Source organism: Vibrio rhizosphaerae, assembly GCF_024347095.1.
GTDB lineage: Bacteria > Pseudomonadota > Gammaproteobacteria > Enterobacterales > Vibrionaceae > Vibrio > Vibrio rhizosphaerae.
In genome coordinates this window covers 319,566-345,008 of record NZ_AP024904.1, presented here as the reverse complement: position 1 = coordinate 345,008, position 25,443 = coordinate 319,566, and the positions used below count along the sequence as shown (strand labels likewise).

23 protein-coding genes are annotated in these 25,443 nt (G+C 49.8%); 6 read left to right on the top strand and 17 right to left on the bottom strand.

What is annotated here, in order from left to right:
- Positions 1 to 18 precede the first annotated feature (18 nt).
- Positions 19 to 1,416 (top strand): peptide MFS transporter, encoded by a 1,398-nt coding sequence (locus tag OCV37_RS16665; RefSeq protein ID WP_038184060.1) that lies wholly within the window; start codon positions 19 to 21, stop codon positions 1,414 to 1,416.
- Between the two features lie 199 nt (positions 1,417 to 1,615).
- Here the strand turns inward: OCV37_RS16665 and xylB are convergent, their stop codons facing one another.
- Positions 1,616 to 3,070, bottom strand: coding sequence for a xylulokinase (xylB, locus tag OCV37_RS16660; protein ID WP_038184064.1), 1,455 nt, complete (start codon positions 3,068 to 3,070; stop codon positions 1,616 to 1,618).
- Between the two features lie 257 nt (positions 3,071 to 3,327).
- On the opposite strand from xylB, the gene OCV37_RS16655 reads away from it, so the two are divergent.
- A complete protein-coding gene (locus OCV37_RS16655; RefSeq protein ID WP_281172939.1) occupies positions 3,328 to 4,608 on the top strand; it encodes a XylR family transcriptional regulator in 1,281 nt (426 codons plus the stop codon).
- Here the strand turns inward: OCV37_RS16655 and OCV37_RS16650 are convergent.
- Both OCV37_RS16650 and xylE read right to left on the bottom strand, forming a co-directional pair.
- A complete protein-coding gene (locus OCV37_RS16650) occupies positions 4,587 to 4,853 on the bottom strand; it encodes a hypothetical protein (RefSeq protein WP_038184068.1) in 267 nt (88 codons plus the stop codon). The two genes, OCV37_RS16655 and OCV37_RS16650, sit on opposite strands and share 22 nt — an antisense overlap.
- Before the next feature lie 49 nt (positions 4,854 to 4,902).
- The gene (gene xylE, locus OCV37_RS16645) at positions 4,903 to 6,306 is read right to left on the bottom strand and encodes a D-xylose transporter XylE (RefSeq protein WP_038184070.1); all 1,404 of its coding nucleotides are present in this window, start codon (positions 6,304 to 6,306) and stop codon (positions 4,903 to 4,905) included.
- A 374-nt stretch (positions 6,307 to 6,680) separates the two neighbouring features.
- Between xylE and xylA the strand changes: the two genes are divergently transcribed.
- Complete coding sequence (gene xylA / locus OCV37_RS16640; protein ID WP_038184073.1) at positions 6,681 to 8,000, top strand: xylose isomerase; 1,320 nt, start codon at positions 6,681 to 6,683, stop codon at positions 7,998 to 8,000.
- Positions 8,001 to 8,164: 164 nt separating this feature from the next.
- Here the strand turns inward: xylA and zntB are convergent, their stop codons facing one another.
- The 3 genes from zntB to OCV37_RS16625 all read right to left on the bottom strand — a co-directional run bounded on the left by zntB (position 8,165) and on the right by OCV37_RS16625 (position 10,199).
- Complete coding sequence (zntB, locus tag OCV37_RS16635; protein ID WP_038184074.1) at positions 8,165 to 9,139, bottom strand: zinc transporter ZntB; 975 nt, start codon at positions 9,137 to 9,139, stop codon at positions 8,165 to 8,167.
- Positions 9,140 to 9,264: 125 nt separating this feature from the next.
- Positions 9,265 to 9,675, bottom strand: a complete 411-nt coding sequence (locus OCV37_RS16630) for a hypothetical protein (RefSeq protein WP_038184076.1) — start codon at positions 9,673 to 9,675, stop codon at positions 9,265 to 9,267.
- 122 nt (positions 9,676 to 9,797) lie between these two features.
- Complete coding sequence (locus OCV37_RS16625) at positions 9,798 to 10,199, bottom strand: putative signal transducing protein (protein ID WP_038184078.1); 402 nt, start codon at positions 10,197 to 10,199, stop codon at positions 9,798 to 9,800.
- 521 nt (positions 10,200 to 10,720) lie between these two features.
- Here OCV37_RS16625 and OCV37_RS16620 point away from each other — a divergent pair.
- Together OCV37_RS16620 and OCV37_RS16615 are read left to right on the top strand one after the other, a co-directional pair.
- Complete coding sequence (locus tag OCV37_RS16620; RefSeq protein WP_038184081.1) at positions 10,721 to 11,371, top strand: hypothetical protein; 651 nt, start codon at positions 10,721 to 10,723, stop codon at positions 11,369 to 11,371.
- Positions 11,364 to 12,119, top strand: a complete 756-nt coding sequence (locus tag OCV37_RS16615) for a DUF3307 domain-containing protein (RefSeq protein ID WP_038184084.1) — start codon at positions 11,364 to 11,366, stop codon at positions 12,117 to 12,119. The genes OCV37_RS16620 and OCV37_RS16615 overlap by 8 nt, the downstream gene beginning before the upstream one ends.
- Before the next feature lie 95 nt (positions 12,120 to 12,214).
- Here the strand turns inward: OCV37_RS16615 and OCV37_RS16610 are convergent, their stop codons facing one another.
- From OCV37_RS16610 to OCV37_RS16560, 11 genes are all read right to left on the bottom strand, one after another.
- Positions 12,215 to 13,456 carry an allantoate amidohydrolase gene (locus tag OCV37_RS16610; protein ID WP_157635055.1) on the bottom strand — a complete coding sequence of 414 codons (1,242 nt, stop codon included), beginning with the start codon at positions 13,454 to 13,456 and terminating at the stop codon, positions 12,215 to 12,217.
- A gap of 58 nt (positions 13,457 to 13,514) precedes the next feature.
- Positions 13,515 to 14,747 carry a pyridoxal-phosphate-dependent aminotransferase family protein gene (locus OCV37_RS16605; protein WP_038184090.1) on the bottom strand — a complete coding sequence of 411 codons (1,233 nt, stop codon included), beginning with the start codon at positions 14,745 to 14,747 and terminating at the stop codon, positions 13,515 to 13,517.
- 35 nt (positions 14,748 to 14,782) lie between these two features.
- The gene (locus tag OCV37_RS16600) at positions 14,783 to 16,351 is read right to left on the bottom strand and encodes a gamma-glutamyltransferase family protein (protein WP_038184094.1); all 1,569 of its coding nucleotides are present in this window, start codon (positions 16,349 to 16,351) and stop codon (positions 14,783 to 14,785) included.
- A complete protein-coding gene (locus OCV37_RS16595; RefSeq protein WP_038184097.1) occupies positions 16,348 to 17,553 on the bottom strand; it encodes an amidase in 1,206 nt (401 codons plus the stop codon). Before OCV37_RS16595 ends, OCV37_RS16600 begins: the two co-directional genes overlap by 4 nt.
- A gap of 14 nt (positions 17,554 to 17,567) precedes the next feature.
- Positions 17,568 to 18,572 carry a bile acid:sodium symporter family protein gene (locus OCV37_RS16590; RefSeq protein ID WP_038184099.1) on the bottom strand — a complete coding sequence of 335 codons (1,005 nt, stop codon included), beginning with the start codon at positions 18,570 to 18,572 and terminating at the stop codon, positions 17,568 to 17,570.
- 108 nt (positions 18,573 to 18,680) lie between these two features.
- Positions 18,681 to 19,538, bottom strand: a complete 858-nt coding sequence (locus OCV37_RS16585; protein WP_051680741.1) for a MurR/RpiR family transcriptional regulator — start codon at positions 19,536 to 19,538, stop codon at positions 18,681 to 18,683.
- 93 nt (positions 19,539 to 19,631) lie between these two features.
- On the bottom strand, positions 19,632 to 20,360 hold the full coding sequence (locus OCV37_RS16580) for an amino acid ABC transporter ATP-binding protein (RefSeq protein WP_038184101.1): 729 nt from the start codon (positions 20,358 to 20,360) through the stop codon (positions 19,632 to 19,634).
- Between the two features lie 97 nt (positions 20,361 to 20,457).
- Entirely contained in the window at positions 20,458 to 21,099 is a 642-nt protein-coding gene (locus OCV37_RS16575) for an amino acid ABC transporter permease (protein ID WP_038184103.1), read from the bottom strand.
- A 12-nt stretch (positions 21,100 to 21,111) separates the two neighbouring features.
- Positions 21,112 to 21,780 carry an amino acid ABC transporter permease gene (locus tag OCV37_RS16570; protein ID WP_038184104.1) on the bottom strand — a complete coding sequence of 223 codons (669 nt, stop codon included), beginning with the start codon at positions 21,778 to 21,780 and terminating at the stop codon, positions 21,112 to 21,114.
- 16 nt (positions 21,781 to 21,796) lie between these two features.
- Positions 21,797 to 22,588 (bottom strand): transporter substrate-binding domain-containing protein, encoded by a 792-nt coding sequence (locus OCV37_RS16565; RefSeq protein WP_038184106.1) that lies wholly within the window; start codon positions 22,586 to 22,588, stop codon positions 21,797 to 21,799.
- Positions 22,589 to 22,983: 395 nt separating this feature from the next.
- On the bottom strand, positions 22,984 to 24,432 hold the full coding sequence (locus OCV37_RS16560) for an NCS1 family nucleobase:cation symporter-1 (RefSeq protein WP_261888163.1): 1,449 nt from the start codon (positions 24,430 to 24,432) through the stop codon (positions 22,984 to 22,986).
- A 332-nt stretch (positions 24,433 to 24,764) separates the two neighbouring features.
- Between OCV37_RS16560 and OCV37_RS16555 the strand changes: the two genes are divergently transcribed.
- Positions 24,765 to 25,439 (top strand): GntR family transcriptional regulator, encoded by a 675-nt coding sequence (locus OCV37_RS16555; RefSeq protein WP_038184107.1) that lies wholly within the window; start codon positions 24,765 to 24,767, stop codon positions 25,437 to 25,439.
- The last annotated feature ends 4 nt before the right edge of the window (positions 25,440 to 25,443 follow it).

Below are 25,443 nucleotides of genomic sequence, written 5' to 3'. Positions count from 1 at the left end.
AATCCAAACAAAGCAAATATGAATCACAACAATCATCAATTTTTAGGCCATCCTCGTGGCCTGTTTCTTTTGTTCGGCACGGAACTGTGGGAGCGATTCTCCTACTATGCAATGCGAGCAATTCTGGTTTTATACCTCACAGATACAACACTCAATGGTGGCATGGGCTGGTCAGCCAAAGAGGCATTAGATCTCTATGGCATTTATACCGGGCTTGTCTATATTACGCCCTTAATCGGTGGCTGGCTGGCCGATAACTATTTTGGCCAGCGTCGTTCGATCCTCGCGGGGGGAGCCCTGATGGCCATCGGTCAGTTTACATTGGCTCTGCCGCATCAGCTATTCGGTCTTGACGCGGTACACAGCTTCTATCTTGGACTGGCGTTACTGATCATCGGCAATGGTCTGTTTAAACCGAATATTTCCACCATGGTCGGAGACCTGTATCACGAAGGCGACCATCGGCGTGATGGCGCATTCACTATCTTTTATATGGGCATCAATATGGGCGCGCTCCTTGCGGGGATTATCTCCGGCATCGCAACCAATAATTTCGGCTGGAAAGCCGGTTTTGTCGCCGCCGGAATTGGGATGATGATCAGCTTCGTCATTCAGATCCTGTTTGCACAACGCTTGCTGGGAGATATTGGCCTCAAACCTGCGGCAGCCCGGGATTTACAACAGAAGAAAGCACAGAAGAAAGAACCATTAACCAAAGAAGAAACAGACCGTATGAAAGTCATTATCATCATGGGCTTCTTTGTGATTGTTTTCTGGGCAGGATTCGAGCAAGCCGGTGGTTTGATGAACTTGTATACCCAACAATATACCGACCGGATGATCGGCAGTTTTGAAGTGCCCGCAGCCTGGTTCCAGTCTCTGAATCCGTTTTTCATTATTACCTGTGCGCCACTGATTGCGCTACTCTGGATCAAACTTGGCAGTCGTGAACCCAATTCACCGGTCAAATTTGCGTTTGGACTATTTTTTCTGGCGATCGGTTTCTTGTGTATGATTGGCGCAGTTTTAGAACAAGGCGGTGATCTGAATGTGAAAACCTCGATGTTCTGGCTGGTGGGCGCGTTCTTCTTCCATACCATCGGGGAACTCTGTTTATCACCCATCGGTTTGTCGATGACCACCAAACTGGCACCGCTGCGTCTGGCGTCACTCATGATGGGGGTCTGGCTCGGATTTAATGCAGTTGCCAACTATATTGCCGGGTTGATCGGGGCCCATGTCGGTGATTTCGGCGCCTTAGCAATTTTCGGCGGCATCGCCGTAACGGCCACAGTGTCCGGCCTGATCCTGCTATTATTCTCCAATAAACTGGTGATGTGGATGCACGGTGCGGAAACAATAACCCATCTCAACGAGACCCCGGAGGACGTGGAGCAGACCACTCAAACGGCATAACGCGATGGAATATGCTGTCGATATTCAGCGTGATCATTGATTAACATTATTGATTAACAAAGGAGCCTCAAGGCTCCTTTGTTATTTTGTGTTTGTTATTTTGTGGCTGGCGAATCGCTAACCCATCGTGATTTCCCCTCAACCGAGGGGAAATCACGCCGACTGAAACGCTCTATTTTTCTTGAATAATCGGTGTTGCTTAAATAAAGAGTGGTTTTAATTGACGATATAATTGCTGATAAACGGCTCGTTTGCGCTGGTAATGCTCGGTTTGCTCTTCATCCGGTATGTGTCTTTCAATCAAGACCGGTGACGCACAAATATCCCGCGCGGTCATCTCCGGTTGAACCGCTAACATCGCCAGTCGCGCAGCCCCCAGAGCCGGACCGACATCACCACCCTGACGATAAGCCAGCGGTAAGCGGACAATATCCGCCAGCATCTGACGCCAGTACTGACTACGGGCCCCGCCGCCAATCAGAACCACCTCTTCCGGCAACAGACCAGTCTGATGTAATGCATCAAAACCATCTGCAAATGCAAACCCGACCCCTTCCAACACGGCCTGAACCAGCTCATACTTTGAAGTTGAATGAGTCATACCGAAGAAAACACCTTTGGCATACGGATCATTATGCGGTGTCCGCTCCCCGGACAGATAAGGCAGGAATACCACCCCGGAACTGACATCCGCATGATTTTCCGTCGCTTGTAACATCTCAGGCACATCAGCAAATCCGGTCAATTCACACACCCAAGACAGACACGATGCGGCACTCAGAATAACCGACATGGTATGCCACGTTCCGGGCAGGGCATGACAGAAGCTATGCAGCGCCGAATCCGGATTGGCCAGAAAGCCGTCACTGACGGCGAAATACACCCCGGAAGTTCCCAAAGAGAGCATGGCTTGTCCCGGCTCAATAATTCCGACCCCGACGGCTCCTGCGGCATTATCACCGCCACCTGCAATCACCGGCACTTCCGGCATCCCCCACGCATTGGCCAGTTCACGACTCAACGTGCCGGTGATTGCATTGCCTTCATACAAGTCTGGCATCTGACGCCGTTCCAATCCGGTCGCATCAAGCAGTTCATCACTCCAGTCACGCCGGGCGACATCAAGCCACATGGTTCCGGCAGCATCGGACATATCTGACGCGTATAAGCCAGTCATCCGATAACGTAAATAATCTTTAGGCAATAGAACTTTATCTGTCCGGGCAAAAATGTCCGGTTCATGCTCTGCAACCCAAAGCAGTTTCGGCGCAGTAAAGCCCGGCATCATCATATTCCCGGTAATCTGACGGCTATCGGGGACACGCCGCTCCAGTTCGGCACATTGCGCCTGACAACGCCCGTCATTCCATAAAATCGCAGGGCGCAGCACCTCGCCTTGCTGATCCAGTAACACCGCGCCGTGCATTTGTCCGGACAGCCCAATCGCTTTGATCGCGCTGAGATCCGTCTGCTTGCCCAGCGCCTGAATCGCTTGTTCGGTGGCTTGCCACCAGTGTTGCGGATCTTGTTCTGACCATAGCGGAAACGGACGTGATATCTCAAGCGGTGCAACTTCACTCGCAACGACATCACCGTTTTCAGCCAGCACAATGACCTTCACGCCGGATGTCCCTAAATCGATTCCAACATACATAAGCTATCCTTTTATTTTCAGTCAACCGCTCGGATAACCTCAAGAAATACATTGTCTGGTGGGGCAATCCGAATATATTGATGCTTCGTTATGATTTTATTTATCGAATCATTATCATAAGTCTCTCAGTTCACGACACAATTACGATTTTTCATAGATAGCTTCATGGATTTAATGACTGAGTGAAGGATCACATTTAACACGGTGCTTGCCTGTTAGACTTAAAAATTATGGACAAAATATAATTAATATTATTTATGAATAAAAACCCATCCATGACCACTCTGAAACCTTACTCTCACACACCATACCGTCAGTTCATCGACCACCGTTATCGGATTACACTGTTATTTAATGCCAATAAAGTGTATGACCGAGAAGTGATTGAGGGCATCGGCGAATATTTGCAAGCCTCCCAATGCAACTGGGATATTTATCTTGAGGAAGAATTCACAACGCATCTGGAAAACTTTCATACCTGGAAAGGCGATGGTGTGATTGCTGACTTCGACAACCCTAAAATTCGCACGCTGCTGGAAGAGACCACGATTCCCGTCGTCGCAATCGGCGGCTCTTATGAACACCCGGAGGATTATCCGAACGTTCCTTATGTGGCGACAGATAATCAGGCCTTGATTGAACTGGCATTTCAGCACCTCAAAAGCAAAGGCATTGAAAACTTCGCGTTTTACGGCATGCCGCAGGAATCATGGCGACGCTGGTCTCATGAGCGAGAGCAGGCGTTTATTCATCTGTTACAGCGCGAAGGATATTCAGGCTCGGTCTATCGGGGCAATGAGGTCAGTCCGCAAACGTGGCAGTATGACATGAATCGCCTCGCGGACTGGTTACAACAGCTACCGACGCCGGTCGGCATCGTGGCAGTAACCGATGCCCGTGCCCGTCACCTCTTGCAGGTTTGTGATCATTTGAAGCTGATGGTACCGGACAAAATTTCTGTCATCGGTATCGATAATGAAGAGCTGACCCGCTACCTGAGCCGCGTCTCGTTATCCTCGGTCGAACAAGGATGCAGAGAAATGGGTTATCAGGCAGCCAAACTGCTGCACCGCCTGTTAACGACCGATCCGCAAGACACCGAGCAATTAGAGAGCCTGCATCAAACCCGCCGACTGGTTCCCCCAACGCAGGTTCACGCCCGGCAAAGCACCGACTATCAGGCTCTGAAAGACCCATATGTCATTCAGGCGATGCATTTTATCCGCCATCACGCCTGTAAAGGGATTAAAGTCGAACAGGTACTCGATTATGTCGGGATCTCGCGTTCCAACATGGAAATTCGTTTCAAAGAAGAATGCGGCCACTCGATTCATCAGGAAATTCATAACTCAAAACTCAAACAAGCCCGCCACCTTCTGGCGACCACATCACTGCCGGTGGCCGAAATTGCGGAGCTATGTGGTTATCCGTCACTGCAATACATGTACAGTGTGTTTAAAAAACACCAGCAATGTACACCAAAAGAGTTCCGCGAACAGCACCACGACCGATGGCGTCATCGTGATGCATTGTTGTAACTGTATTGTTGTAACGCATCACCGGCATGATCCATTGTTCTGTCTGGTCGATGTTTACCATGCCCGATAATTCCGCATGAGCGACAGTTCCGCATGACCGATGCTTTGGTATGTTCGAGCGTTCTCACGGCTGTCACAGCATCGCCTTGTGACATAATGAGAGAACGACAACACCGCGCAGACGGCCCACCGGATCCCGGTGGGCCACTGCACAAAATGCTCGACACACACCATTCAGCCATCATATCACTCGAACCAACCAGCTTTCCGACGCTATCATCCGTGCTGCCTCACTCAGGATAAATCCGCTGTTTTCATGCGACCATTGGCTTGGTCAGCATCACGCTGCCAAAGGCCTTCCAGCTGTTCCAGCGACTTGCCCTTGGTTTCCGGTACCCAGCGATAAATAAAGTAAACGGTGAATATCCCCATAATGCCATAGATCCAAAATGGGAAACCGCCATGAAATTGTTGAAAAATGAAACTCTCTTTTTCATTCATCATCGGGAAGGTCTGAGACACAACAAAGTTGGCAAACCATTGCGCGAACACCGCAATCGATAACGCTCTGGAACGAACACTGTTAGGAAAAATTTCAGACAGTAATACCCATGTGACGGGCCCCAATGACAGTGCAAAGGCAGCGATATATAACAACATAAAGACTAATAAATATCCGCCGATTGCATTGAGATACGCTGCGGTGCCGATCGCGAGCATACTGACCGCCATCAGGCCGGCCCCGATCATCATCAACGGACGGCGTCCGAGTTTATCCACGGTGAAAATTGCCAAAACGGTAAAACTTAAATTGACCGCCCCCACCAAAATGGTTTGCAGCAATGCAATATCAGTTGTGGAATCACTAAAACCTTTCAGGATCGCAGGAGCATAGTAAAGAAACACATTAATCCCCGTCACCTGTTGTAACACACTCAGCATAATACCAATCAGCAATACGCCCAGATATCCGGCAGCGACAATCCCTGGCCGGTGAACTTTCACCAACGATTGTTTGATCTCTTGCCATTGCGGCTCAACATCTTGTTGTGGATTGAGCGCTTTCAGCAAACCATGCGCTTCATTGTCCCGTCCTTTCAATGCCAGCCAGCGAGGAGTCTCCGGTACAGTAAACAGCAAGCCAAAGAACAGGGCTGCGGGAATCACTTCTGACGCAAACATATATCGCCAGCCAACATCATTCAGCCAGTTATCACTGCCCATCAGCGCAATGCCGTAATTGACGAAATAGACCACCAGCATACCGAAAATAATGGCAAACTGGTTCCATGCGACTAATCCGCCACGCCGTGCAGGAGGGGCAACTTCGGCAATATACATTGGTGAAACCATCGACGCGATGCCCACACCGACCCCACCAATGATCCGATAAATCACAAAAGTCCAATAATGCTGTGGTATCGCCGAACCAATGGCAGAAATCAGAAACAGTAAAGCGGCAATAATCAGTGCACCACGTCGCCCGTAACGTTGACTGACATAGCCCGCCAATGCAGCACCAAGCACACAACCAATTAACGCCGAAGACGCCGCAAAGCCCAACTCAGTTGCCGTCAATTGAAAATAATTTTGCAGCGCCTCAACCGCGCCGGAAATCACCGCGGTATCGTAACCAAATAACAGCCCACCTAACGCCACAACCAGCGTTAGGTGAATCACATTCGTGCCAGTTTTCATCTGAATGACCTCTTTTATATTTGTAGGGTATCTTTCTTTCCAACCATCTCAAAAGAGCCATCTCATAATGAAGATATCGCCATCTTGATGATTGTCTGGCTATATATAAAGTCAAACGATTCAGGTTTGCATATTATGGAATAATTCAACTGAATTATGATTTTTTATTTATGTGATCGTGTAGGTCCGGCCATATTTTAAAAAAACAACACAGTTCAAATTTAAAAAAATGAATAATAGCGATAAGAAAAATCACAATTGCCGCTTGCCGAACAATCCCGTCATGATAAATGCGAATTGATTTTATTCACTCGGTACCTATTCCATGAAGCTATTTCATAAAGGCAAGGGCCATTAATTACAGGGAAACCATCATGACTGAATTTTTTAAACACATTGAGCCCATCCAATTCGAAGGGACAGAATCAACGAATCCCTTGGCATTCCATCATTATGATGCGGACCGTATGATTCTTGGCAAATCCATGAAAGAACATTTGCGTTTTGCTGCATGCTACTGGCACAACTTCGTCTGGCCGGGTGCCGATGTTTTCGGGGCCGCAACCTTTGACCGGCCATGGCATCATGGCGGCAGTGCCATGGAACTGGCGCGTTCAAAAGCCGATCTTGCATTTGAATTCTTTACTAAACTTGGTGTGCCTTACTACTGTTTCCACGATGCCGATGTCGCTCCTGAAGGCAGCTCCATCAAAGAATACGTCAATAATTTCGCAGAAATGGTTGATGTTCTGGGACAAAAACAACAAGACACTGGTGTGAAATTGTTATGGGGCACCGCCAATGCGTTCTCTCATCCACGCTATATGGCTGGCGCAGCGACCAATCCCGATCCAAAAGTCTTTGCCTATGCCGCGACTCAAATCTTCCATGCGATGGGAGCAACACAAAAACTGGGCGGTGAAAACTATGTGTTGTGGGGCGGACGCGAAGGGTATGAAACATTACTGAACACCGACTTACGTCAGGAACGCAAACAATTGGGTCGCCTGATGCAAATGGTGGTCGAGCACAAACATAAAATCGGCTTTAAAGGCACGATTCTGATCGAACCGAAACCTCAAGAGCCAACCAAACACCAGTATGACTACGACTGTGCCACTGTATACGGGTTCTTAAAACAGTTCGGGTTGGAAGATGAAGTCAAAGTCAACATTGAAGCCAACCATGCCACACTGGCCGGTCACAGCTTCCACCATGAAGTAGCCACAGCAACCGCGCTGGGAATCTTCGGCTCCATTGATACCAACCGTGGTGATGCACAACTGGGTTGGGATACGGACCAGTTCCCGAACAGTGTGGAAGAAAATACCCTGATCATGTACGAAATTCTTAAAACAGGCGGTTTCACCACCGGCGGTCTGAACTTTGATGCCAAACTCCGTCGCCCATCGATTGATGCAGCAGACCTGTTCCACGGTCACATCGGTGGTATGGACACAATGGCATTAGCACTCGAACGGGCAGCCAGCATGATCGAAAATGATCAACTCGGCAAACATATTGCCCAACGTTACGCCGACTGGAGTCAAACACTGGGTAGCCAGATTCTGTCCGGAGAACATTCATTGGCATCACTGGCACAGTACGCCGTAGACAATGATATTGCGCCACAACGCGTCTCCGGCCAACAAGAATATCTGGAAAATCTGGTCAATCGCTTTATCTATCGGTAATGCGCCGAGATTGACGCTAAGTCAATCGACAGCCGCCGATAGACGGATGCTCCAACCCCCGACAGGTGGTATTTAGTCTTGCCCTCATACCGTCCTGATGAAAACGGCTCAGTGCATTTGCACTGGGCCGTTTCATGATCGATAAAGATGTCAGTGACACCCGCCTAAAACCAGCGTTTGAGTTTGAAAAATCCTAAGATGGCGCACGTCACTATCACTAACATGACTGCAAACCAGAGAAAGGCCGCGGGGTTATCCGTGCCCGGAATGCCACCGATATTCACACCCAACAAACCAGTCAAAAATCCCAGCGGTAAAAACAACGCGGCAATCAGCGACATCACATACATACGCTGGTTCATCTGATCATTCACCTGACTGACCAACTCTTCTTGTGTCACCACCGCCCGTTCACGAATCGCATCCAGCTCTTCCACCGAGCGAATCAGCCGATCCGTACTCTCTTGTAAATACAGCCGGTCATCGGCCAGTAACCATGCTTTTCGCTCCGCCATCATTTTCAACATAGCCTCACGCTGCGGCGCAAGATAACGACGCAGATGAATAGTCTGACGGCGGATTTCCATTAATTCTTTGCGATGTGCCGCAGGGTTTGACGCCTCCAGTACATCCTCTTCAATCTGCGCAATGCGATCCTCAAACGTGGCTGTCACCGCATCAATGCGTAATGTCAGGTAATGACACAGCCGCACCAGAAAGTCAGACGGATTCACCGGCCCTTCCCCCTGATGCAGAGACTGAATTAAATCACTGACTGACAACAATTTGCGTCGTCGGGTCGAAATAATCCGCTGCGCATCAATCACAATCCGCACCGAGACCATATCTTCCGGGCTGGCACCTTCACTTAAGTTCACCCCACGTAAAAAAATCAGTGACTGTTCATTCACATGACTCACCCGCGGGCGGGTATCATTACTCAGTAAGGCATCCGCAACCAATTCTCCGACACCACTCTGATGCGACAACCAGTGACTGCCCTGTTCATTGGCACAATCAATATGTACCCACAATGTGCCCTGCTCGGGTTGCCAGGCATTGACCTGTTCCAGATCCAGCTCAACGGCTCCGCCCTGCCCATCAAATAATAAAGCTGCTATAAACGCACTTTGACTCATGCTGCCTCCGGGAATCGTTATCTTGTTTAAATTAGCAGATTTTTTCAGATAAACATAAAGGAACTGAATCGCTTACCGGACTGAATGTTCATCCCTGCAAAATAGACAGTCACCCCATATCAGGATCACGACGCCGGTATATGTGCCTCCAGATCAACGGCGATCGTCGTCAGGTGATCATGCCAGTCTATTTGTGACAGCGTTTGATAGTGGAAGACATGTCCGCTTAAACGGATACTCAGATGATGGGCATTCAGCTTGCCAATTTTAGCGACCGGGGTATCGGTAATCAGAAACGGATCGCTCAATGCATCTCCGGGGGCGTGTAAATAGTAAAGATAGTGGTAGCCTTGCGGCCCTTGTTGCTCATTCTCTTCGGGTTCCCGGTACCCCGTTAGCATCACACCGGGGGCAATGGTTTCCGAGACGATCTCCATATTGGTACGGTGATGTTTGTGTTTACCAAACGACTGCGGTGTGAAATAACCAATCAAACACCCGACAGCAATCAAAATGATGGTGCTTAAACCTCGCATACTTCGAGACTCCTGCTTGTCTTCGCGATTCACATCTCCCTTTACAGACAATACGAGATCTGATTAGTTCGCGGCGTCATCGCGGGCAGAACAGCACCATGCATCGCTCAAGGCCTGAAACACTACAGTTTTTGACTGAATTTGCCACACCGATGACACTTGTAACCATGCTGATAAAAGAACAATGGAAAACCAAGCAGGAGAAACACCAGAAAAGCGGGACGCTTACCTTTGGTAAAGGCAAACAAATCAGCGCTCCCACAATGGGGGCAAACGTCTTTGACGGATTCTGTCACCAACTCATGGTCTACAGATTGGGAGAAATCGCTATTGAGTATTTGTATCGCTTCTTCAGCATCATCCTCAGCAACCATGAGACGAACACCTCCCATCGCGTTTGAGTATAGCCACTGCGTATTGACTGTATGTTCATCAGCGATATAGCTGGCGATACCCGCACAATCTAAGCTCGCCTTCGCAATCTGCGCTTCGTGCGGAAAAGAAAACCTTGCAATCACAACCACATTCTACTCCTTGCCGTACCACCTCAATAACCGTGTCCCAGACGGGCTATCGGTCTCCACTGCCTGCGTTGATGTGTAAAGGCTGGTAGCATACAGACACCACCAAAAACCCAGCCCCACACTCAGGTATTGCTATAGATTACATGAAAATGAATATTCATGTCACGCCCAAGCCCCGCCGTAAAGTCATCACCAACCTCACCACGAAAAGTCATTATTTCGCAAATTTTCGGTTCATCATCCACATCGAAACAGGGATTGACCGGCGGTTGATTCTCCATGAAAGATATACTTCCTCCGATAGTTTCTGTGCCTTTCGGAGTAACGAAGGCTGGAAATATATATGCGATGAAACATCGCCTCCGCCTGCCCGACCGCTTCGATCATGACTTCATGCTTTCCGCTTCCCCTTGACACGTTAGCCCCATATCGCCAAACCACCCTAATTAGCCATAAACAGCTAAATTTGCATAATTAGCTATAAGAGGCTAAATTAACGCAGAGACAGAGAGGAGTTTCATGTGGCGAAGACCAATAAAACAATTGCTGTGATCAGTGGTGATATAGTGAATTCAACGCAGTTAGATACTGAGCAGTTTGAACAACTTCTGACACGTATCAAACAGATTCAGGCATGGATAAGTCATGAAAACACAGCCAATGCACACAGTATTATCCGGGGGGATGAATTTCAGAGTGTGGTACATGATATTGAAAATGCGCTGAGATATACCCTCCTGTATCGGCTTGGCATTAAAGCGCTCGGCAAAGCCTTTGACAGCCGCATCAGCTTTGCTATTGCGGCTCATGCCGAGCTGCGTACGTCGGTCTCGGAGTCAATGGGAGAAGCATTCGTCCTCTCCGGGCGCGGGCTGAAGTCATTAAAAAGCCATCGGCTGATTTTTAATGCTGACCGTGCCGAACTCCGTACTCAGTTTGACTTACTCTTTCAATATCTCGACAGACAGCTGACCGACTTAACGGCCCGCCAGTGTGAAGTGATGCTGCCGATGCTACAAACCGCTCAAGAGCTGTCAGTCAGTCAGTTAGCCGAACAGCTCGGTATTGCGACGGCAACAGCCAGTAAATCATTAAAAGCGTCGGGCTGGTCGCTCATCAGTGCGCTTAATCAACAATTTATCAACCAAGTGGCAGGGTTCAGAAATGTCTGATTTTTTGACGGTCTTCATCACGTTTTTACTGATTCATCTGATTGGTGATTTTTACCTCCAACCCGGACGATGGCGGGCAGCCAAACAAAAATTCACCTATCGCGCCCCGCAACTGTACATTCATGCATTATTGCAAGGCATCGTGCTCTCCGTACCAGCGGTAGTACTTGGGATGGATTGGCGTGCCACCGCTTGTCTCATCGTGATTGTTACGCTCAGTCATCTGATGATCGACCTATGGCAAGCGACGCGCAATCACCATCAATTCACCCATGTGATAGTGGAGCAAACACTCCATGCGGTGGTGTTTGCACTGATAGCTTTTCACATGACAACGGACCTCACCATCGATACCATCCTTCAGCATGACAAATTTACTCAAGGCATGTTGGTGGCTCTGGCGTATGTACTGGTATTGAAACCGACATCGGTGGTGATTGGCAGTCTCTTAAATAAGTATTCCATGACCATAACCGACCATTCCCCGCAGATGAATGGCCTTGTCGCTGGTGGTGAGCTGATTGGTTATTTAGAACGTATTTTGATCCTGACTTTCACGCTGGTCGGGAGTTATGCCGCGGTCGGCTTTGTCTTCACCGCCAAATCGATTTTCAGGTTTGGTGAACTGAACAAATCAGACAGTCGTAATCTGACTGAATATGTGCTGATCGGTTCGCTGTTATCGGTCGTGAGCGCCACCCTTATCGGGACGTTGGTTTCACTCGGGCTCGATATCAAAATGAAGTGAGGGCCACAGATTCATAGCTATCGAAACAGGAATACAAGCCAAAAAAATGCCCGGACGGTGTTCCTGTCCGGGCGAAGAAGGATCTTGGCTTGTGGTTAATCAATGCCAGCACGGGATGGTGAAAGAGAACGGATCATGTTGATCAAACAGTCCAGCGCAATCGCCACATCCTGAGTCTCTACATTTTCTCGCGGATTATGGCTAATGCCTTTTTCACAGCGGACAAACAACATGCCCATCTCGGCAAGATTTGCCATCACCATCGCATCATGACCGGCACCACTGGCAAGATAACAGACATCTTTCCCGGTCGCTGATTCGACCACATCTGCCCAGACCTGTTGTAGCCGATCACTGCACGGGACGGCTTGTGCCTGATAAATCTGTTCATCCGTCATCCTCAGGCCGCGGCGCTCAGCTATCGCTGCCAGTTGTGCCATCAGCACTGACGCACAGTGATCCAGTTTGTCTTGCGACTGACTGCGAATATCGAGAGAAAACTGCACCTGTCCGGGAATCACATTGACCGCGGCAGAGCGCACCTCACACTTGCCGACCGTCGCGACAATTTCATGCTCGGTGGCAAATGCTTCAATACAGGAAATCATCTCCGCCACGCCACACAAAGCATCATGACGCAGTGGCAGCGGCACGGTACCGGCATGTCCGGCAACACCTGAAACATCAATCAGAAACCGTTTCGCGCCCGCAATCGCAGTCACCACACCGACAGGCAGGTCGAGACTCTCCAACAGCGGGCCTTGCTCAATATGCACTTCCAGATAAGCGAGCGTCTCTTCCGGTTTACGGGCGGCATTCACCACCTTGTCAGGATCGAGTCCGAACCGGCTCATTGCTTCACCAATACTGATACCATCCTTATCCTGACGGTCTAACAAAGCCGGATTCCACAGGCCGGCCACCGGGCTGGAACCGAGTAATGTGGTCTGAAAGCGGGTTCCTTCTTCATCGGCAAATGCCACGACATCGACATGGAACGGTAAGTCAACGTCTTTGAGTGCCGCCAACGCCTCAATCGCCAGTAAAATGCCCAACGGGCCGTCATAGCCGCCCGCGTTGGCGACCGTATCGCTGTGCGAACCGATAATCAGCGTCGGCATCTCGGGATGTGCCGAGACTTTTCTGCCCCACTGATTGCCGACTTCATCCTGCCATGTTTCCAGCCCCGCCTGCGTCATCCACTGCGCCAGTTGCTGATGTGCCTGACGATGCTCTTCGGTCAGATAAGCCCGCAGAATACCATTTGGCATTGCACTGAATGAGGCCAAAGTCTGAATTCTGTCCATCACTTGGGTTGCCCGGGGTGCTCCCTGCATACACGCTCCTTCTGATTGCCTCATAGATTGTGACTCTTCCTTGTTTTGATGACCCGAATCAGGCACCGAAAACATCCATTGCCGCAGCGACTGCCTGACCGGGGGCAACAGAAGCGTTGGCTTTCAATAGCACCGATTCCAGTGCTGCCAGTGTCATCAGGACACATTCCTGACGGGCGTTATATCCCATAGTGCCAATTCGCCAGATTTTGCCGTGAAGCGGCCCGAATGAGGTGCCGATTTCAATGCCGAAGCGGTGCAACAGTTCCTGACGGACGAGGTCACCATTCACTTGCTCAGGAATATAGACCCCGACCACATTGTTCATTTTGTATTGTTGATTACCAAACAATTTTAAGCCCATCGCTTCAAGGCCAATTGCCATCGCCCGCCCGGCTTGCTGGTGGCGGGCAAGCACCTGTGCGGCCCCTTCTTCCAGATAGAGCCGTGCACATTCACGCGCAGCATAGAGCATACTGGTTGCTTCCGTATGATGGTTAAGCCGCTCCGGCCCCCAATAATCCATCACCATCGCTAAGTCAAAATAGTTGGATTGAATCGGTGTCTCCTCACCATCCTGATGCGCAGCCGTCCGAATCCCGGCTTCGACCCGTTTGCGCCGGTTAATCACCGCAACACAACGATCACTGAGCGTCACCGGCGCGCTGCCCGACGGGCCGCCGAGACATTTTTGCAGTCCGGCAGAAACCGCATCCAGATGCCACGCATCAACTTTCAGCGCATTTCCGGCAATCGATGCCGTTGCATCGCAGTAAAATAGCACGCCGTAACGCTGACAAATTTCCCCGATCTCCGCCAACGGCTGGTTCATCGTGGTCGATGTATCACCTTGCACAGTGGCCAGCATTTTCGGCTGAAATGCACGAATCGCCGCTTCCACTTTTTCCGGCGGGCACACCTCTCCCCATTCAATATCAATCGTCTGTACCGTCGCGCCGACTCGCTGAGCAATTTCACATAACAGATGTCCGAACCGACCAATCACCGGAATCAGCACTTTGTCCCCCGGTTGCAGGACCGACACCAGCACAGCTTCAATCCCGGCCCGGGCAGTGCCGTCAACGAGGAACGTCTGTTGATTCTGGGTCTCAAATACCTGACGATAAAGAGCCTGAACCTGATTCATATAACCCGTCATCACCGGATCGTATTGTCCGATCAGGGCTGATGAGATCGCCTGATGCACCCGGGGATAAGCATTAATCGGCCCCGGCCCCATCAGCATCCGTTGCGGTGGATTGAGGGTTTCAAATAGCGGATTGGTTTCCATACATCTCTCCATAAAATCTGATTCAAATTGTGACTTTAAAACGGCCCGGCCAAGGCATCACCATCACTGCGCGGGTCCGTTGCCGAAGTCGCCTGCCCATTCTGATTTAACGTGATAGCGCCGGCATGACCCATCAATTCATTGTGATCTTTCACTTGCGTAATATGATGGCCGCGCTCGCGTAAGGTATCCTGATATGCCAGATATAAACTCTGCTCCAGCCGTAACTGATGGGTATCGTCTCCCCAAGTCCGGCCCAGCAGCCAGCGCGGTGTGGCAATCGCTTCATCCAGCGCATAACCTTGATAGACATAACGGCTGAACAGACAAGCTTGTGTCTGGGGCTGCCCTTCCCCGCCCATGGTGCCGTACACGATCCGTTGTCCATCATTCAGCTCAGCATAAGCCGGATTTAAAGTGTGAAATGGCTTTTTACCCGGTTTCAATACATTGTGATGCGTCGCATCAAGTGAAAAACTTTTCGCCCGGTTGTTCCAGACAAAGCCTAAATTTGGTAATACAGCGCCGCTACCGAACTCCCAGTACACACTCTGAATAAAGCTGACCATCGTACCGTATTGGTCGGTTGCTCCCATCCAGACCGTATCACCGGGTTGGGCGATATGCGGCCAGGGTTGGGCCTGTGCCAGCGAAATACGTGCCGCACACGCATCAATATTCGGCTCAGTCAATAACTGCTGCAACGAGACAGCGAGATCGGCTTCATCAGTCACGTATTGATCGCGCAGAATGAATGCCTGTTTGGTGGCTTCCACCAGCAAATGAATGTGGTCAATCTCACGGTCCGCCTGAGTCACCAATCGGTCATAAATCGACAAGATCAGCAGCGAGGCCACCCCTTGTGTCGGCGCACCGAAGTTATACAGCTTCCCCTTGCCGGTCTGCACCGATAACGGGGCCATAACCCGGGCCTGATGGTGATGAAAATCGTCCAGAGTTAACGGGCTGCCTAAGGCGGCTAAATCGGCCGCAGCCTGTTTGGCAAGCTCACCCCGATAAAAATCATCCAGCCCTGCGGTTGCAAGCCGTTCAAAGGTCGCCGCCAAGGCCGGATTATGCAAAATCTGCCCGACTTCCAGTGTTTTGCCATCCGGTAAATAGCACTGAGCAAATGACGGAATCTCTCCCAACATTGCCACTGTTTTTTCGCTTGCATTGACCAGACTCTGAGTGACCTCAATCCCTTCACGGGCAGCGGTGATCGCAGGTTGCAACAGTTGTTGCAAGGTATGCTGGCGGTGGTTGAGCGTTAAGGCGTGTTGCCAGCCGGCAATGGTGCCGGCCATGGTGATCGCCGCACGCCCACCGCTCGCAGGCAACTCATCACCTTGCGCACAATACGCCGCCGGATCAAGGTGCAACGCCGCCGCACCGCAACCATCAATGGCAATCGGTTGCTGCCCCGGGTGGCAAATCAGCCAGAAACTGTCGCCGCCGATACTATTCATGTGCGGATACTGCACCGTCACCATCGCCGCCGCAGCGACCATCGCTTCACTGGCGGTGCCCCCCTCATCGAGAATTTTTTGCCCGACTTCTGCCGCCCGGTAATGGGGCGCGGTAAATGCGGTCTGATATCTCATTGACTATCCTCTCCGGCCATCAGTTTTGTCGCAATCGCCAGTAACCGGGCCTCTTCATTGGGCAGCCCCAACAACGACATCCCACACGGGCCGTCGGCCATTCCCTGAAACGGTAAATGTAACTGGGGGAACCCGGCCAAGCCGGCAATCGCAGTCAAGCCCATCAGCGCCGTCCGGTAATCCGCCATCGCTTGCGGTGCCATATCCAGTGATGGCGGACCCGCGGGTGTGGTTGGTAACAACCAGACGCCCCCATGCTCATCGAGCTGAGCATATAACCACGTGCGAAATGCTTTCTGGCGGATCTTTCCTTGCTGATAAGTGGCATCGGAAATGGTTCTCGACCATTTGACCCGTTCCAGAATCACCGGATCGAGTGAATGCTCATGTTCTGTCAGCCAGCGCCCATGTTTTTGAATAATTTCATATCCTTGGATGCTGCGAAACAACAGGCTCAACGCGTCCGGTCGCCACTCGGACTGTGTCATAAAATCTTTCTCTTCGAGCGCAATCCCGGCCCAGCGGCAACGGTCATGCACCCGCTGGTAACGATCTTCACTCAGGTGTTGCGCCATAAACCGGTCGAGATACAGGGTCGGCACCGGCTCAACAACATCCGGCACCGGCTCTCCAGACAACTCACGATAAACCGAGCTTAAAACCGACAGATCGCGGGCAAAAATGCCTGCGGTATCAAAGCTTTTCGCCAGTTCGAAACAGTGAGTGAGATCAAATTTACCCAATGTCGGACGCAAGCCGAATAAACCACAATAACTGGCAGGAATCCGCACCGAACCCCCGGTATCTGTGCCGATTGAGAAATCCACATCCCCTCGCGCTACCGCCACGGCACTGCCACTCGATGACCCGCCGGGAATACAACCGGGCGCTGCCGGATTGTCAGGCGTGCCGTAATGGATATTTTGGCCGTTGAGACTATAAGCCAGCTCATCAGTCTGAACCCGGCCACGACAAGTGGCCCCAGCACGAAGTAAGGTTTCGATCATCGGTGATGTTGCATTTGCCGAGGCATGACTCTCCAGCCATGCAGGATTCCCGGCCCCGGTAACATACCCGGCGACATCAAATAAATCTTTAAATACAAAGCTCAGACCGGATAACGCACCATCATCGGTTGCCGCAAGATAATCAGGCCCCTGCTGACAGTAAATACGTTGGTCTCTGATCTGCTGTTGTCCCATATCTGTCTCTCCGCTTATGAGTTAGCAGCGGCCTCACTGGCTGGCTGATAACGTTTGGCATACCGATTCGCAAGAATTGCACAGTAGAAAATCTGAATCGGGTGATAAAGCATTATCGGTAGCAAAATCATGCCAAGATTCGGGTCGTTACCGAAAATAACCGTCGCCATCGGCACCCCTGCGGCCAGTGTTTTTTTGGTCCCACAAAACACGGCAGCGACTTCATCGGCCCGTGAAAAATGGCAGCGCTGAGCCCCCCACTGAATGGCATGAACCATCACCAGCAACACCACAAAACAGATGACGATCGCAGACGCTAACATGGCGACCGAGAAGTTATGCCAGATACCATTTGCTACCGAGTCACAAAATGCATTATAGACAATCAGTAGAATAACGAACTTATCAACTTTGTTGACCACTGACTTATGCCGATCGATGAAATTCAGTAATACCGGACGGGCCAGTTGCCCGGCAACCATCGGGATTAACAACAACTTAGCGATGGAAGTGACTGAGCTCATCAGATCTAACTCCACGCCTGTCATCCCCATAAAGAGCTGAATCAATAACGGCGTGAGGAACACACCGAGGATACTGGAAAGTGATGCGTTGAAAATTGCCCCCGGGACATTGCCTTTACCCACACTGGTCATCGCCACCGAGGAAGAAATGGTACTGGGCAGCACAAACAGGTAGCAGAAGCCAAACGCGAGCGACGCCGGCATCAATGCCAACATCCCATTGCCAAAAATCAGCCACAGTAACGGATACAATAAATAGGTCGCCAGTTGGATATACACATGCAGTTTCCAGTTGCTTACTCCGGCTTTAATCTTTTGCGGAGACAGCCCTAACCCATGTAAGAAAAACACGATCGCGACACCGATCCCCGTCAGCTTATCGAGATGAATCAGTCCACCGGAACGCCCCACCTGTTCTGAAACAGTCGCCAGCAAAATAGCGGCCACCATGCCAACCAGAAACCACTCTTTTTTTAGTTTATTGATGATACTCATTCTTGTTGATACCTATACTTATCTATCGTCATTCTGTTATCGCCACGATATGCTTGCTAGCACTCAGGCGGTTTGTACCTTCATCGTCGGACATGACTGCCAACCGCGCTATTCTAACTCGTGAAGCTGTGTATAGTTCATGCTAATTTTTCGGCTAACCTGCGTCGATTTGCTTTTCAGATGTAAAAACGTTTGGTTGACCAGATGCGCAATCAGACTCATCGGCACAGTATAGCTGTCTAACGGCAGCTCATTATTCATATAACAGATAAAGAAGTGTCCGGCTTGCTGCGCGTACTTTTGTCCGGATTGGTCGGTAATCAGCAAGCTATCGCGTTGCGCCAGAAAGGCCATAATTTTCTCAAAATTTGCGATCCGTCGTCGGATACCAATCACAATCGTAAAATCATCGTCCTCTATCGATGCCAAATCTTCACCAATCGTCTGACCCGGCAGTGGTAACAACTCAACATGAGGCCGACATTGCATCAACTGCTGACGAAAATGCATCGCCAACGGGTAACTGTTACGATAACCGATAATTTTGATCCGTTTCGCCGTCGCCAGTTTCTCAATTAAGGCCTGATGATCTTGTCGGGTCAATTGTTCCCAGAGTTTTTCCAGCGCACGCAATTCATGGTTGAATTCAGAATCGTCCAGTGTTGTCATCATCACCGGCAGACCATTATCCCGCTCCGTCATCAGCTCTTGGCGTAAGGCAAGGTGGTCTTCATAGCCAAGTTTACGGATAAACCGACTGACACTGGCTTTCGACACCTGACAGGCTTCGGCAATCTCACTGGTTGATAACATCAACACCTTTTCCGGATTCAATTGCAAGTAATCCGCCAAGCGCCGATTGTTGTCCGTCAGGCTCGCGTAGTGCTGCGTGATCCGTTCACTGAGCGGACAATCTGTCGCTGACGGATAAGTGGATTTGCTGACATCATGGGTTCGGTCATTCATCGCTGGTTTTATCTCCTGACGGACAATTAATGGTGAACGCTGACTCTGTATACGGCGGTCAGTTCTATCAAGGGTTAATCGATAAGCGGCTGATTAAAGTACCGCCGAAAGAAAACTTTTCAGCTCCGCCGTCTGCGGATTGGCAAACACCGTTTCACTCGGCCCGGTTTCCCAGACTTTCCCTTCATTCATAAACACGACCCGATCGCCGACATCCCGTGCAAAATTCATTTCATGGGTGACTAAAATCAAAGTCATCCCTTCAGCTTTCAATTGTTCAAGCACTTTCAACACTTCGCCGACCAGTTCCGGGTCCAGTGCCGAGGTAATTTCATCACAGAGTAACACTTTCGGGGACATCGCCAGAGAACGCGCTATCGCCACGCGCTGTTGCTGTCCGCCGGAAAGATTCCCCGGATAAGCATCAAATTTATCGCCCAGTCCGACTTTTGCCAGTAATTCCTGAGCAATCTGCCGACAGGCCGCCGTGGATTTTTTCTGCACCAGCTTTGGTGCCAGCATGACATTTTCACCCACCGTTTTATGCGGAAACAGATTGAAGCTCTGAAAAACCATGCCAACACTCTGACTCAAGAGACGCAGTTTATATTCATCATCTTCCACAGCCTGCTGATCCACCACGATCGCGCCTTCCTGATAGGTTTCCAGTCCGTTCATACATCGCAGCAGTGTACTTTTTCCTGAACCGCTCCGGCCGATAATCGAGATCACTTCTCCGGCTTGAATTTTCAGGTCTACCCCTTTCAATACATGGTTTTCACCATAAAACTTATGAACCTGATCAACACTGATAAGTGACATAATACTTCGCCTCCGAGCTATGAATGAGTCGTCTTATTTTCAGTTCTTCTTGCTGTCTGTCGGATGACAGGACTTTGATATTTGACACGGCTACATCTCACACCTTCCGTGATTCGAGATAACGGGCGAACATCGATAAAGGAAAACAGATCGCAAAATAGAGCAACGCAACCATGGCAAATACTTTAAACGGCTGAAATGTTGCGTTGTTGAGCATGGTTCCGGCTTTGGTCAGTTCAACAAACCCAATAATCGATGCCAGTGCCGTACCCTTCACAATTTGCACCGAAAAACCGACCGTCGGTGCAATCGCAATGCGCATCGCCTGCGGAAAAATCACATGCCGCATCGTCTGCAAATACGTTAGTCCCAGCGTGCGACAGGCTTCCCACTGACCTTTGGGTAAAGATTCGATACATCCCCGCCAGATATCGTGGAAATACGCACTACTGAATAGCGTTAACGCCAGAATCGCTGCCGACCATGCACTGACTTCGATCCCAATGAGCGACAGACCAAAAAAGGCCAGAAAAAGCTGCATTAATAACGGTGTCCCTTGAAACAGTTCCACATAGAGCTGAATCAGACGGGTAAATAACGGGTTGCGTGTACTGCGCAATAAAGTCAGCGCCAGCCCGACCAGACCACCGCCGATAAAAGCATACACAGACAAGAGTATCGTCCAGCGGGCTGCCAGCAGGAGGTTACGGAAGATATCCCAATCAGTAAACTGCATCATCCTGAATCTCTCCTAGAGCGATGGGTTTTTAAATGCCAGATGGCGAAGATAAGCAAATCCTTGGCGCATCAAAATCGCCAAGACCAGATAAATCACCGCCGTTAATGTATAAGATTCAAAACTCAGAAAACTCCGTGATTGCACAAAATTCGCGGCAAACGTCAGGTCTTCGACAGAAATCTGCGACACCACCGCGGAGCCAAGCATCACAATAATGCACTGACTGACCAATGCCGGATAAACCCGTTGATATGCCGGTGGCAGAACAATATGCATGAAAATTTGACGTCGGCTCAATCCCAGTGTCTTACCGGCCTCCCATTGCCCTTGCGGTACAGCATCAATCCCGGCCCGGATAATCTCTGCACTGTATGCGCCCAGGTTAAAGACCATGGCGATCACCCCGGCTTCCCATGCGGTGAGCTTGAGGCCAAGCGCCGGTAAACCGAAGAAAATAAAAAAGAGCTGTACAATAAACGGGGTATTGCGGGTGACCTCAATATAACTGGCACACAGCAGGCGTAATCCGGGTTGGCGTCCGGTTCGCCCGGCTGCACATAACGTCCCGACCACCAGCCCTGCCACGGTAGAAATCACCGTCAGTTGTACCGTCGTCCAGACACCTGCCACAAACTGTGGCAGGTATGGCGCGAGTCCGGCATAGTCTAGCTGATAACTCATGCTGTTCTCCCAGAAGTTAAGCGCCTAAATCTTTCGGAAATGGTGCCTTCAGCCATTTTTGTGAAAACTGCTCCAAGACACCGTTGGCTTTGGCTTGTTCAATCAAACGATTGACTTCGCTGACCAACGCGTGCTCACCTTTCATGACCCCAACGTAGCACGGTGAATTTTTCAGCAAGAACTTGGTCTGTGGTGCCTTATTCGGATAACGGGTCGCAATCTCAGTCACCACCAGATTTCCGGTCGCAATCAGCCCAATCTGCCCGGACAAGAAAGCAGACAGAGTGGCATTGTTGTCTTCAAACCGTTTGATCGTGGCCGATACCGGTACCAGTTTGCTTAACTCCAGATCTTCCACTGAACCACGAGTCACACCCACCGTTTTGTTCGCCAAATCATCTGCGGAAGTAACGTGCTCATCTGCGGCACCGAATACCCCCAAATAAAATGGTGCATAAGCTTCACTAAAATCGATCGCTTTTTCACGCTGCGGATTTTTACCCATGCTCGAAATCACTAAATCGACTTTCTGTGTTTGCAAATACGGAATCCGGTTGGCACTGGTCACCGGCACCAATTCCAGTTTGACCTTCATCTGCTTAGCAATGTAGGCCGCCATGTCGATATCATATCCCTGTGGTTGCATGTCAGTTCCGACAGAACCAAACGGCGGAAAGTCCTGCGGTACCGCGACTTTTAACACACCCCGTTGATGAATGGTGTCCAGTTGATCGGCTGACGCGGTCAGCGTGTATCCCATACACATGACCGAAGTCACGGCTATAGCAAACAATCGAAGTAATTTCATTTGAGTCCCTTATCTTGTAAATGAAACGATTGAAACAATCAAATTATTTTTTGCAACGATTGTGCCATGTTAGATTTAACAATTTATCCTATTGATTTTATTAAAAATAAAATCATCCGATATGAGAGCCCGACTGAATGACAGCACTGTATTGGCCCATTCTTATACAGTCGATGAACCAATACGGTGCAGCAGAGATATTAGGGGGAAGGATTTCCAAGCGGCAAAGCATCAGAAAGTTCTAAGAATTGCTGTTTTAGCTTTTGCATTAACGGCAGTCGGTTCGCCGTTGATCAACCAACGACGAACCGAGGCATGATGTCTTTACTATATTCTCTATTCCGAAACACGCGTTCTGCAACACGTGCTCCACAATACGCATTCCAAAATATGTATTACGATTTCTGCTTAGCCAGCTTTAAACCGCCGACACGCACACGTTCCGACTCCATCAGGAAGCGATAGGTCGAGGCGGCAACCCCACCACCGATAAACAGCGCATAGTTGGCCAGCTCGGTGACCCAGAATGTGGCGCAAACTGCCACGAAACCTGCAATCGCCAGCGCATAAATGCTCTTTCTGTTCACCCCATTGTCATACCAGTATTGCCCTTGCGGCGATTCGGTATAGAGCGACGGAACATCAATCTGGCCTTTCTTAATCAGAAAATAATCCACCAGAATAATGCCATATAGCGGACCGATCATCGCAGCCAGAATATCCACCGTATAGTGAATCACTTCCGGGTTGTTGAATAGATTCCACGGCGTCAGCAGAACCGAACCAAATGCAGCGATGAAGCCACCGAATTTGAAACTGATTTTCTGTGGTGACACATTCGAGAAATCAAATGCCGGCGCAACAAAGTTCGCAACGATATTGATCCCAACCGTGGCAAAAATGAATGTCAGCGCACCCAACACAGTAATCAGCCCCGAATCGAGTCGTTTAACGGTTTCAACCGGATCGGTGATCATCTCACCAAAAACCGGAATCGATGCGGAAACAATAACCACGCTGAATAGTGAGAACAGAATGAAGTTCAGCGGCAGGCCCAGCCAGTTGCCGAGTTTCAGCTTTTGATAACTACCGCAGTAACGTGAGAAATCGCTGAAGTTGAGGGTCGGGCCGGCGAAATAACCGGCAACCAACGCAATGGCAATCACCATCTGCGTGATCGCGTCCCATCCTTCGAGATTATGGGTGCTCAGATTGAAATGAATGTTGTCCCATCCGGCGCGGTCAATCATGTACAGGCACAACGCAAACATCGCGACATAAATCGCAGGTCCCGACCAATCGATCACTTTGCGAATCATGTTCATGCCGAACATAAAGACAATCGCCTGCATCAACCACATCGCACTGAATCCAATCCAGCCGAGATAGGATAATCCGAGGAAACTGTCGTCCGCCAAACGGCTTAACTGCGGAAAGAAGTAGAGCAACAAGATAATAAATGAACTTGAAGCCAAAAAGGTTTGAATCCCGTACCAGACCACTGCGATTAACCCACGAATCACCGCAGGAATGTTGGCACCGAACACGCCAAATGACATTCGGGCCACGACCGGAAACGGCGCACCGGATTGCTGACCCGGTTTGCCCATCAGATTGGCAAAAACCATCACGATGGATATACCCGCCAACAAACTGATAAACACCTGAATGCCGTTTAGTCCGAGGGCGAACAGGCTCGCAGCGAAAACGTAGCCGCCGACACTGTGAACATCAGACATCCAAAAAGCAAAAATACTGTACCATCCCCATTTTTGTTCCGTATCCGGGGCCAGGTCTGAATTACTCAGCCGTGGGCTGATAGGTAGTTGTGTTGTTTTCATCATCGACTCTCCATGTCAAGATTGTATACAATGATAAATACAATTTACGTGCCAATCTGAAATAGCATGGTTAAACCGCATGATGAATGGATTTGTGGCACAATGATGCACCTCAATTGCACTGATTTTATGCAATTTTGCAACCTCATGGTGCACAAGTGTGGGAATGGCGATGAGTCATCCCGGGAATCAATGCCCGGTGTTCATGAAAGCGAAACATCCTGAACCGTTCCGCGTTTCCGTGGTATATATATTGCCTGTATACAGCTTACCAACATAAACTGTATACAAAATGCATCGATCAAAGAATCTAAATCATATAACGAGAAATCGCGATGTCGAATGATGAGAAAATTTATCAGAAAATGCTCAAAGCCATTGTCGAGCATCAACTTGCCCCGGGCGTGCGCCTGCCGGAAGATCGGCTCTCTGAAGCCTTTGGTGTCAGCCGGACCGGTATCCGTAAAGTCCTGCAACGTTTAGCGTTGGAAAGATTTGTAGTGATAGAACCCAATAAAGGGGCGCATGTGAACCGCCCTACCCGTCAGGAAGCAGAAGAAGTGCTCAGTAGCCGCATCCTGCTCGAACCCTTGTTGATTCCCGAACTACAACGTCGTTGGGATGCACAACAGTCTGAGCGGTTCACCCAGATGATCCATGAAGAGAAAGAAGCCGAACAGCATGGGCACCTTTCGGATTCGATTCAGCTGACGGCCCGTTTTCATTATGAACTGGCGAAACTGGCAGGTAATTCAGTGCTGGCAGATTTTATTGAACAACTCTGTTACCGCTCTTCACTGGTCATCGCCGCGTTCGGATCGCATCACAGCGTCAGTTGTGACTGTGGCGATCATGCCGAACTGATTACGCTGCTCAATCAACAAGAGACGCAAGCGGCTCAACAATGGATGACACATCATCTTCATCATATCCGAGACTCTTTGAAGCTCGAACAGGATCAACATACCGTCATTGATTTCCAGCAGATTTTTGCCGGAATCGAAAAATAATAGT